Origin of the sequence: uncultured Ruminococcus sp., assembly GCF_937915125.1 — a bacterium.
Taxonomy (GTDB): Bacteria; Bacillota; Clostridia; order Oscillospirales; family Ruminococcaceae; genus Ruminococcus_C.
Genome location: NZ_CALDMP010000082.1, coordinates 1 through 9,633 on the forward strand (window position 1 = coordinate 1; position 9,633 = coordinate 9,633).

Consider the following 9,633-nt stretch of genomic DNA (forward strand, 5'->3'; position numbering starts at 1 on the left):
TGCAAGCATATGACGTGCAAAGCCGCTAGGCGCTCTTTGTGCGGTGTTGCCTTAATTATTTTCTAATCGCAAAAAGCCGCTTCTGTTTTTGGAATCAGAAGCGGCTTTTGATTGTTGTTTTGAAGAAGCGTCAAGACGTTATAACAAGATCTGCATGCTGTGCCGGTGCGCAAGTTTCGACATAATGCCGTTCTGCCGGGAAGTAACGGGTCTCATATTTTTCTGCGATCTGGGAAGTATCTCCGATATAGGAATCCCGATGCAGCACTCGCTGCAGCCGTATCTCCTCCGACACCTCCAGATAGATCATCGTGTCAAAGTACCCTTGCAATTCTTTTCGCTGTAAGAAAATTCCTTCTACGAGAATAATCGTTCCCGGTTCTGCATCCAGCATTTGCACTATGTAGGAATCCTTTTCCTTGTCGTATATTTCAATGATATCGTGAAAAGCGTGATTTTTCCGCATGGGTGACAGAATGTCATGGAGAAAATAGTCGTATCTCCACTGTAAATTGTAGTAACATTCCCATGCCGGAATATCATCACGATACCGCACAATTTTTGGGTGAATGAAATCATCAATGTGCAGGACGATAGTATGTAACCCTGCTTTTTGGAGCATGGTTTTCAATTCTCCGGACAGTGTGCTTTTTCCGGCGCCACCCAATCCGTCAATGCCGACAATTTAAATTTTCCCGGCATCAGCCTTTGCGATGATATATTCAGATATTCTTTTGATATCCATACTGCCTTACTCACTGGCTGAAGCAATGACCTCTGTCATGAGATTTGCCGGGAGCTGCTCATAGCGCACCGGCTCCAGGGTAAATGTGCCCTCGCCCTGGGTCATCTGCCGCAACTGCATTGCAAAATCTGCCATTTCACGCATGGGCACTTCTGCCAGGATGACTGTCATGCCCTCTTCTTCCGATGGGTTCATGCCCAGGACTCTGCCACGGCGCTTGTTCAGATCACCCATAATATCGCCGGTGTTGTCGTCCGGAATGGACACCTCCAAAGAACCGATAGGCTCCAGCAGGGTAGGCTCTGCCTGCTTCATACCCTCTTTATAGGCAATGGACGCAGCTGTTTTGAATGCCATTTCCGATGAATCCACCGGGTGGTAAGAACCATCTACCAGAATCGCCTTAACGCCCACAACCGGGAATCCAGCCAGAACACCCTTTGTCACCGATTCCTGCAAGCCCTTTTCCACAGCCGGGAAGAAATTCTTCGGAACCGCACCGCCGAATACTTTTTCCTCAAAGACCAGTTCGTCAGAGGGATATGGTTCAAACTCGATCCACACATCGCCGTACTGTCCGTGACCGCCGGACTGTTTCTTGTGTTTGCCCTGCACTTTGACCTTTTTGCGGATGGTCTCCCGATAGGCGATTTTCGGCACAGACAGCACAACATCTACGCCGAAGTCGTATTTCAGTTTGGAGAGCACTGCCCCCAGATGCTGTTCGCCCAGCCCGGACAGGATCATCTCCCGTGTCAGAGGATTCTGGGTGTAGGAAAGGGTCTGATCCTCCTCCAACAACTTCTGGATCGCCGATGCGACCTTTGCCTCATCTCCTCTGGCTGCAGGACGGACTGCCATGGGGTAGCAGGGTCTCGGGAAAACAGCTCTGGGAAGAGATACCACCCGAGACGAGTCACACAGCGTATCTCCAGTATTGGCGGAAAGCTTTGTGGTTGCCACCAGATCTCCCGCTGCACAGGAAGATGTCTCCTGCTGCTTCTTGCCGCAGAGATAGAACAGCTTGCCGATTTTTTCTGTGGCACCTGTAGCGGCATTTACCAGTTCCGCACCAGCCTGCAATGTACCCGAAACCACACGCATCATGGACAGCTTTCCAACAAAAGGATCTGCCAGAGTCTGATATATCTGCACACAGACCGGCTCATCTGCTGCTGTATGTAGTACAACCGGTTCGCCTGCTGCATCTTCTGCAAGAATTTCCTCAGTTTCCTCCACTGCCGGTACCAGGAGTTCCATCTCCTTGCACAGCAGGTCGATGCCTTCCATGGCTGCCGCCGATACACACGCTACCGGCGTGATTGTGCCGTCACGCATACCCTTGTGGATGCCGTCCACCCGTTCTTTCTGAGTAAACTCCTCGCCGGAGAAGAACTTCTCGAACAGTTCCTCGTCTGTCTCAGCGATAGCCTCAGAAAATGCCTGAATCAGACCGTCTACACGATAGCTCAGCTTTTCAGAAACCTCTGCGGTAGGCATGGGGATCTCCTGCGCCTTACCGTCCTTGTCATAGCGATATGCTTTCATCTCAATAAGATTGATGTACGAATCAATTTTCCGGTTGACGATGACCGGAACAACCACCGGGCAGACTGTAGGGCCGAAAGTGGATTTCAGATCAGTCAGCACATTATAGAAATTGGCATTTTCATCGTCCAGTTTTGTTACCACAAACATCCGGGGTTTTCCCTCAGCAGCACGATATGCCTTTTTGGTGCCCACACGGACGCCGGACTTACCGGAGACAGCGATCATAACGCAGTCCGCTGCTGAAATGCCCTGCACCATACCGCCGGCAAAATCAAACATGCCCGGCGTATCCAACAGATTGATTTTCTGTCCGTTCTGCATAATGCTGGCCGCTGCCGTATAGACGGAGGAATGCCGCTTCATTTCCTCAGCGGTATAGTCGGAGACCGTATTTCCTGCGGCAACATTGCCCATTCGTTCGATCCGTCCGCCCTGGTACAGCAATGCTTCCATGAGTGTGGTTTTTCCGGTGCCTGCGTGGCCTGCCAATGCAATAGTCTTTGTTGTCATAAGTGGTTCGCTCCTGTTCATTCAAATTTTTGAGAACTTCTTCTCATTGTGTTACCTATGCCGTTTCCGGCAGAATAGTCATGTTGACTAATATTTATTCAACTGAATATTGTAATTATAGCACATTTGACATTGCTATGCAAGTCTTTTTTGAAAAAAATTGCAGAGTTTTATAAAAAAGTCGAAAAAATGCGGAATTTACATGAAAAAATATGCTTTTATTTCTTCGGAATCCGGTTCCTGTTTTGTATATTCCGCCAAAAGTGCAGCGTTTCCCTTGACAAACGCCTTGAAATCCGGTAAAATATATGATATTATTTTTCAAACCGGAGTGTGAAACCAGCATGGATGCCGCCGATGAAAGCGACGCAAATCAATATGCGTTTTTGAGAATATACTGGAATCAGAGGCATAGTCTGCGCCGGATGCGGTGCTAGCTATGTCTTTTTGCGTTTCCATACCATAAACAAAGCACACAGATAGATATGATAAGAGGAGGAAAAAAAGTCCATATGATATGGCTGATTTTATTACAAATTATTCTGATCGCGCTGAATGCGATCTTTGCAGGGACAGAGATCGCCGTGATTTCCGTCAATGAGACAAAACTGGAAAAGGAAGTAGAAGCAGGCAACAAGCGTGCCCGCTGGCTTCTGAAAATGATACAGAACTCGTCGGGATTCCTGGCGACCATCCAGGTTGCTATTACTCTGTCGGGCTTTCTGGGCGCCGCCTTTGCCAGCGACAGTTTCGCAGAGATCCTTTCCCAATGGCTGCAAAAAATCGGCATCGGACTGAGCGACCCCGTTATGGACACCATTTCTGTCATTCTTGTGACACTGATCATGTCCTATTTTTCTATTGTTCTGGGAGAAATGGTGCCAAAGCGCATTGCCATGAAAAATGCAGAACGACTCTCCCTTACCATGGCAGGTCCCATTACAGTTATTGCAAAGCTTTTTGCGCCGCTGGTCTGGCTGCTGACGAAGTCCACCAATGCTGTGCTCCGGCTCTGCGGCATTGATCCAAACAGCGATGACGAGATCGTCACCGAAGAAGATCTTCTCCTTATGGCGGATGCCGGTCGCAAAAAGGGAACCATTGATGCCACGGAAAACGATATGATCAAGAATGTGTTTGCCTTTGATGATCTGACCGTAGGCGAAATCTGCACCCATCGGAAGGAAGTTTCCGTTCTATGGATGGATGAGACCATTGCGGAATGGGAACAGACCATTCATGAGTCCCGACATACGGTGTACCCGGTCTGCGGCGACAGCATAGACCAGATTGTTGGCGTGCTGAATGCGAAGGATTTCTTCCGGCTCCAGAACCGCACCAAGGCATTCGTTATGGAACATGCGGTGCATACGCCTTATTTCATTCACGAGACACTGAAAGCTGACGAACTGTTCAGCAAGATGAAGCGCCACGCCGACCACTTTGCCGTCGTGCTGGACGAATACGGCGGCATGTGCGGCATCATTACTGTAACCGACCTTGTGGAACAGCTGGTGGGCGATTTCGATGATGATGAAACAGCCCAGCAGGATCCGGAGGTGGAACGTCTGGATTCCAGGAGCTGGAAAATACGGGGCACGTGCTCTCTCCACGATGTATCCAAAGCTCTGGAACACGAATTCCAGGATGAGGAATATGAGACATTCAGCGGCTACCTCATCGGCAAATTGGGGGAGATTCCCAAAGACGGCACGAAACTGAAAATGCAGGTGGACGGTTTTCAGGTGTACATTCTGAATATCCGGCAGCATTGCGTGGAAAAGGCAATTGTGCGCATCCCAGAACCGGAAGAAGCTGCCGCAGAGGGTAATACTACTGAATTAAAGCAGTAACGTGGAAAAAAGTTTGTCCAAAAACGCCTTTGACTTTAGAACGGCAAATCTGGTAAAATAATAGAGCTGTGAAAAACAGCGAAAAATATATCATGCGTAGAATGGTTCAGCGTGAGATCACTTCGGTGGTTTCACGCTTCTTTTTTTTGCGCGAAAAAGGAGATTTTTGTTATGCCAAGAAATCAGTTTCAGCGAATGGTATTCGCATTCCTCACTGTCGTGGTGACAGTCCACGCCTATGTCTTTTATAGCCTGTATGTGGTCAATGGTTCTGCCCTGCTTGCCGCCAATGAAGGGGCATCGGGTGTACTGGATGCCATCGGAATGTAGGGCGGCGTGTACATGTGCGGTCGTTTCCTGCCCATCTGGGCAGTTATTCTGGTGGAATTCTGCTTTGCCTATACGCTGGAAGTTGTCATGGGCAGCCCTTGCTCCTTCCGGCTGGCGTGCAAGGTATTTGACCCCAGAACCACCCATCCGGTACTGTTTGAGACAGCCATTATCTGTACCACTGTGGGACTGATGTGTCCGTCCATGAGCCTGATTGCAGCCTTTCTGTACTGCCCCTACTATGCCGGATTCGATATTTTCACACTGCTTGCCAATTGGGTAAAGCTGGTCTGCTTCAACTTCCCATTTGCATTCTTTTCCCAGCTATTCTTTATCCAGCCCCTGATTCTCACCGTGTTTAAGGTATTGTTCCGGAAGGATATTCAGAAACGGCAGAAACAGCATATAGAGTCAGATACCGCAGAACAGCCAGTGGAAGCAGCTGCATGAGTCAACACTTCGTAGGAGAGTGCTGTAAATATTCAATTCACAATAATAAGCTCATTTATAACTCAAAAAGCGACTTACTGCCAGGAAGTAGGTCGCTTTTTTGGGTGGAATCATATTAACGCGCTTAGGGCAATACCGCACAATCTTTGTGCGGTGTTGCCTTTGCAAAAAATACCATGCATTCTATTTTTGAGGTAACCTTTATATAAACGCATTAGTCCTTGTTCTGGACTGGCTTTTGTCTGCGCCGACGCTCCGTCTCAACGGGCAGTACTTCTTCAAACATCGCATAAAACTTCATGGGAATGAACCGATCCATGTGGCATTTCCCGAAGAACCACTTCCGGTAGTCGCACTGTTTGATAATATCCTCAAAAAACGTGTGGATCTCCAGTCGCTGCTGCATATCCACGCCCAGACAGTCTTTCAGAGAAGCAGGCGGCTCATGTGTAATGATGTAGTCAACCTTTGCGTCATAGCGGTTTAAGTTGTGGATGGCACGGCGAATCTCAGCATGGGTAGGCTGCTCCCGCTGCCACCAATTCCGCCCCTGCCGAAATTCGAAATCCTGACTGTGTCCGCCGCCGAAGGCAAAGAATGTCCTGTCGTCAATGGTGAAGATTTCCCCACGCATCATGTGAAAGATATTGGGTGCGATAAGATGCGCCATACCCCCGCGCCATTTTACCGTGCGGAAATTCTGTTCCAGAATGTCAAAATTCTCATGGCATCCGTCCACAAAGGCAATGGTAAAGGGCTTTTCCTTCAGCTTGCGCAGAATCTGTTTTTCCTGCCGGGAACCATCCCAGATAAATCCAAAGTCACCACAGACGATCAGAACATCTCCGGCTTTCAATTTTTTGAAAATCGGGTCTTTGAATCGTGAAATATCTCCGTGCATGTCTCCTGTAATATATACCAAAGGTGTAACCTCCCTAAGAAACAAAAATTCACCTTGCCCGAAACCGCAGTTTTGTCGGTTTCAGGGGCGTTCCATCTTATTTTATCATATTTTCAGGAAAAGGTAAATAAAATTTTGAAAAAAGTCTTTTCGAATCGCTTTTTTTTTGCTATAATAGTAGTAAAGCTTACTCAAACTTTCAGGAATTAAGAAATCATCGGGAGGAATGCAGTTTATGCACCTGTTCCATTGGATAAAACGACTCAGCGCCATGGTAATGACGCTTGCAGTCGGCATTGTTTTTGTCTGCGGCAGTACTCTATCTGTCCAGGCATATACCTTTACACCAGATTCAACCATCCGCAGCCAGGCGGCGATCTTATATAACCGGAATACCGAGCAGATCCTGTATGAAAAAAATGCGGATCAGCAGCAGATGCCCGGGCATCTGGCGCAGATCATGACCGCCATTGTCGTTATGAAGGAATGCAGCGACCTGGACAGCACAACGATCACCGCCAACGACGATTTATATGCACCCCTGTACCGCTATGAAGCAGTGGATGATCTGCGCTATGCAGATATTTACAACGGCGACACCCTGACGGTGCGAGAATATCTCTACGCATTGATGCTCACTTCATCCTGTGAGGCAGCGCTGATCCTGGCAGATCAGTTTGGGGGAACAGATGCCTTTGTAGCGAAAATGAACGAAACTGCTCAGGAGATCGGCTGTACTGCAACAACGTTTGCCAATCCCACGGGACTGTACGATGCCAGACAGATGACGACTGCACGGGATATGCTTACTATTACCAACTACGCTCTCAATCTGGACGGCTTCGAAGAGATCGCAACAACGGCCACCTTTTCGCCGTCCTCCTCCAATCCGGGAAACCATCCCGATGCTGCCACCTGGTCCTGGACACATGCCAACCCCATGATGCTGGAGACAAGCGACTATTATTATGATGGTGCAAAAGGAATCAAGACCGGCAATCTGGACAAGGCAGGAAGAAGTATTATTACTGAAGCTACCAAGGATGAGAACACATATCTGGTGATTCTGCTGAATGCGCCCTTTTATGACGAGGATGGAGAATTGCAGTTCTATCATCTGGAGGATGCGGCATCCCTGCTGAACTGGGCGTTTTCGTCCTTTTCCTATGTAACGCTCCTGGAGGACAACGAGGAAACTGCCGAGGTAGAGGTCATGAACTCCGACGGCAATTCCTACGTCCTGGTGCATCCTCAGGAGGACTGCATTCTCCTCTGGTGTGATGATGTGGATACATCGGCAGTGCAGAAGGTTATCCACCTGGATGAGGATGTCCAGGCACCTGTAAAGGCAGGAGATGAACTGGGCAGTATGGAACTGAAATTTTCCGGGGAAGTCATAGCCACAGTGCCTCTGGTGGCGGTCAGTGATGTGAATCGCTCCTTTACGAAGTTCAATCTCTATGCTTTGCAGAATTTCCCCAACTCACCCTGGTTCCGCTATGGCATCATTGCCGGATGCGTACTCACGGGACTGTATATTATCCTATGCATCTATGCAGCATACCGCGCCAAGAAAAATGTGACGCCGGAGGATCCCATTCATCTGGTACCTCACGCCACTCAGTTCAAGGATCGTCCCAGACAGAACTGGAAACGATCGGATACTGTATTCTATCACGGTCCGGATTCCCGGCAGACGGAGGAAGCACATACCGCACAAGAGGAACGGGAACACGAAATGTCCGGCAGTTCCCGGCAATGATGTAAGAGGTGAGTTGGGTGAAGATCGCTATTGCACAGTCAAAAATCGCATTTGAACAGCCTGTGCATAATCTAGCACTGGCGGAAAACTGGATCGTCCAGGCGGCAGGAGAGCACTGCGACTGCATTGTCTTTCCGGAGATGAGTTTTACGGGATTTTCCATGCATGTTTCCCAGATTGCGCCTTACAGCCCGGAAATCCAACAGAAGATGGTACGGCTGGCACAGCGGCACCGGATCGCCATTGGCTTCGGCTGGGTCTCTGAAGAACCGAACGGCAAGGGAAAAAATCACTACACCCTTCTGAACAGTGCAGGGGAGACTGTGCTGGACTATGTAAAGATTCACCCCTTTTCCTATGGGGACGAAGATCAGTTCTATGACAGCGGCGACAGGATCGTCTCCGGAACGGTTTGCGACATACCAATGAGTGCACTCATTTGCTATGACCTGCGATTCCCGGAAGTGTTCCGGCTGGCGGCACGCCGCAGTTCTCTGGTGCTTGTGCCGGCGAACTGGTTGGAACGGCGCAGTGCCCATTGGCAGACACTGCTCCGAGCACGTGCCATTGAAAATCAGGTCTACGTGCTGGGTGTGAATTGCGTGGGGACACAGCAGGCGTATGGCTTTGTGGGAGGTAGCTGTCTGGTTGACCCAGAGGGAAATGTTCTGGCAGACTGCGGCAGGGAAGAGGCGCTGGTCTACGCAGAATTCACTGATGAAACGGCAGAATTCCGCGAGACGTTCCCCACATACAGAGATGTCAAGTTACCGCTGTATACGAAACTTTACCGGGAAGAAACGGAGCAATAAAATCAAAAACACCGCAGGTACCATGCCAGGTAACCTCTGCGGTGTTTTTTCATGGAATGATTTCGCTTAATCGGAATAGTTGGTATCCATCGCTTTCAGGAAAAAGTCGTGCATTTCCGGATACTTGTCCCGGATGCGTATGGGTTTGATCTTTGTATCCGTGAAGCAGTGGGATGATGTAGCAACTGCACAGAGTTTTCCGGTCTCCACACAGCGGATCTCATAGGACAGCTCCAATTTGAAACCATTGTACTTGGTAATGTGGGAATAGATAGCGAGATGTTCGCCGAAATGGAGAGAATTCTTGTACTCACAGGTAACGCCCAGCACCGGGAGCATCACACCCAGCGCCTCCATTTTTTCGTAACCCACGCCGATCTTTCCCATAAAATCTACACGGGCTTCTTCGGTCATATGAATGTAATTGGAATGGTTCACAATATCCATCCGGTCTGTTTCATGGTAAAATACCATGCGTGTATACGGTGTGATCTGCATATTCCATGCTTCCTTTCTGCGCATCCATCGGGCATCCCGAAGATTCCCGGCGCATACTCAGTATAACACATTTTATGCGAAAATGCTGTCACATTTTGTGAATTTACGGTTAAGGCAATACCGCACAAAGATTGTGCGTCAGATGTACTCTACGAGCATAAACTTTGTCAGTTTTTTCGTCAGATGAAACAAAAAGCGCAGTGAATACTTTGTGTATTCAC

Annotated in this window: 9 protein-coding genes; 5 read left to right on the top strand and 4 right to left on the bottom strand. The window is 48.8% G+C overall.

The annotated features are described in order from the left end of the window. Positions 1–130 precede the first annotated feature (130 nt). On the bottom strand, positions 131–685 hold the full coding sequence (locus Q0418_RS08410) for an AAA family ATPase (protein ID WP_317336631.1): 555 nt from the start codon (positions 683–685) through the stop codon (positions 131–133). A gap of 66 nt (positions 686–751) precedes the next feature. After that, entirely contained in the window at positions 752–2,806 is a 2,055-nt protein-coding gene (locus Q0418_RS08415; protein ID WP_298483693.1) for a translation factor GTPase family protein, read from the bottom strand. A 512-nt stretch (positions 2,807–3,318) separates the two neighbouring features. On the opposite strand from Q0418_RS08415, the gene Q0418_RS08420 reads away from it, so the two are divergent. The 3 genes from Q0418_RS08420 (at position 3,319) to Q0418_RS08430 (ending at position 5,439) form a co-directional block, all read left to right on the top strand. Next, on the top strand, positions 3,319–4,659 hold the full coding sequence (locus Q0418_RS08420) for a hemolysin family protein (RefSeq protein ID WP_298483694.1): 1,341 nt from the start codon (positions 3,319–3,321) through the stop codon (positions 4,657–4,659). 171 nt (positions 4,660–4,830) lie between these two features. Beyond that, on the top strand, positions 4,831–4,989 hold the full coding sequence (locus Q0418_RS08425; protein ID WP_298483695.1) for a hypothetical protein: 159 nt from the start codon (positions 4,831–4,833) through the stop codon (positions 4,987–4,989). Between the two features lie 12 nt (positions 4,990–5,001). Then, entirely contained in the window at positions 5,002–5,439 is a 438-nt protein-coding gene (locus Q0418_RS08430) for a DUF2798 domain-containing protein (RefSeq protein WP_298483696.1), read from the top strand. Positions 5,440–5,653: 214 nt separating this feature from the next. Here Q0418_RS08430 and Q0418_RS08435 read toward each other — a convergent pair whose 3' ends face one another. Continuing rightward, positions 5,654–6,361, bottom strand: a complete 708-nt coding sequence (locus tag Q0418_RS08435) for a metallophosphoesterase (RefSeq protein WP_298483697.1) — start codon at positions 6,359–6,361, stop codon at positions 5,654–5,656. Positions 6,362–6,566: 205 nt separating this feature from the next. Here Q0418_RS08435 and Q0418_RS08440 point away from each other — a divergent pair, with 205 nt between their 5' ends. Both Q0418_RS08440 and Q0418_RS08445 read left to right on the top strand, forming a co-directional pair. Further along, positions 6,567–8,102 (top strand): D-alanyl-D-alanine carboxypeptidase family protein, encoded by a 1,536-nt coding sequence (locus Q0418_RS08440; protein WP_298483698.1) that lies wholly within the window; start codon positions 6,567–6,569, stop codon positions 8,100–8,102. Between the two features lie 17 nt (positions 8,103–8,119). After that, a complete protein-coding gene (locus Q0418_RS08445; RefSeq protein ID WP_298483699.1) occupies positions 8,120–8,914 on the top strand; it encodes a nitrilase-related carbon-nitrogen hydrolase in 795 nt (264 codons plus the stop codon). 66 nt (positions 8,915–8,980) lie between these two features. Here the strand turns inward: Q0418_RS08445 and Q0418_RS08450 are convergent, their stop codons facing one another. Next, complete coding sequence (locus tag Q0418_RS08450; protein ID WP_298483700.1) at positions 8,981–9,436, bottom strand: thioesterase family protein; 456 nt, start codon at positions 9,434–9,436, stop codon at positions 8,981–8,983. Positions 9,437–9,633: the final 197 nt, after the last annotated feature.

What these genes read in the sequence shown, in the direction of transcription:
- Q0418_RS08450 (WP_298483700.1), bottom strand. Translation starts at nt 9,436, where the DNA reads ATGCGCAGAAAGGAAGCATGGAATATGCAGATCACACCGTATACACGC.
- Q0418_RS08440 (WP_298483698.1), top strand. Translation starts at nt 6,567, where the DNA reads ATGCAGTTTATGCACCTGTTCCATTGGATAAAACGACTCAGCGCCATG.
- Q0418_RS08415 (WP_298483693.1), bottom strand. Translation starts at nt 2,806, where the DNA reads ATGACAACAAAGACTATTGCATTGGCAGGCCACGCAGGCACCGGAAAA.
- Q0418_RS08420 (WP_298483694.1), top strand. Translation starts at nt 3,319, where the DNA reads ATGATATGGCTGATTTTATTACAAATTATTCTGATCGCGCTGAATGCG.
- Q0418_RS08430 (WP_298483696.1), top strand. Translation starts at nt 5,002, where the DNA reads ATGTGCGGTCGTTTCCTGCCCATCTGGGCAGTTATTCTGGTGGAATTC.
- Q0418_RS08425 (WP_298483695.1), top strand. Translation starts at nt 4,831, where the DNA reads ATGCCAAGAAATCAGTTTCAGCGAATGGTATTCGCATTCCTCACTGTC.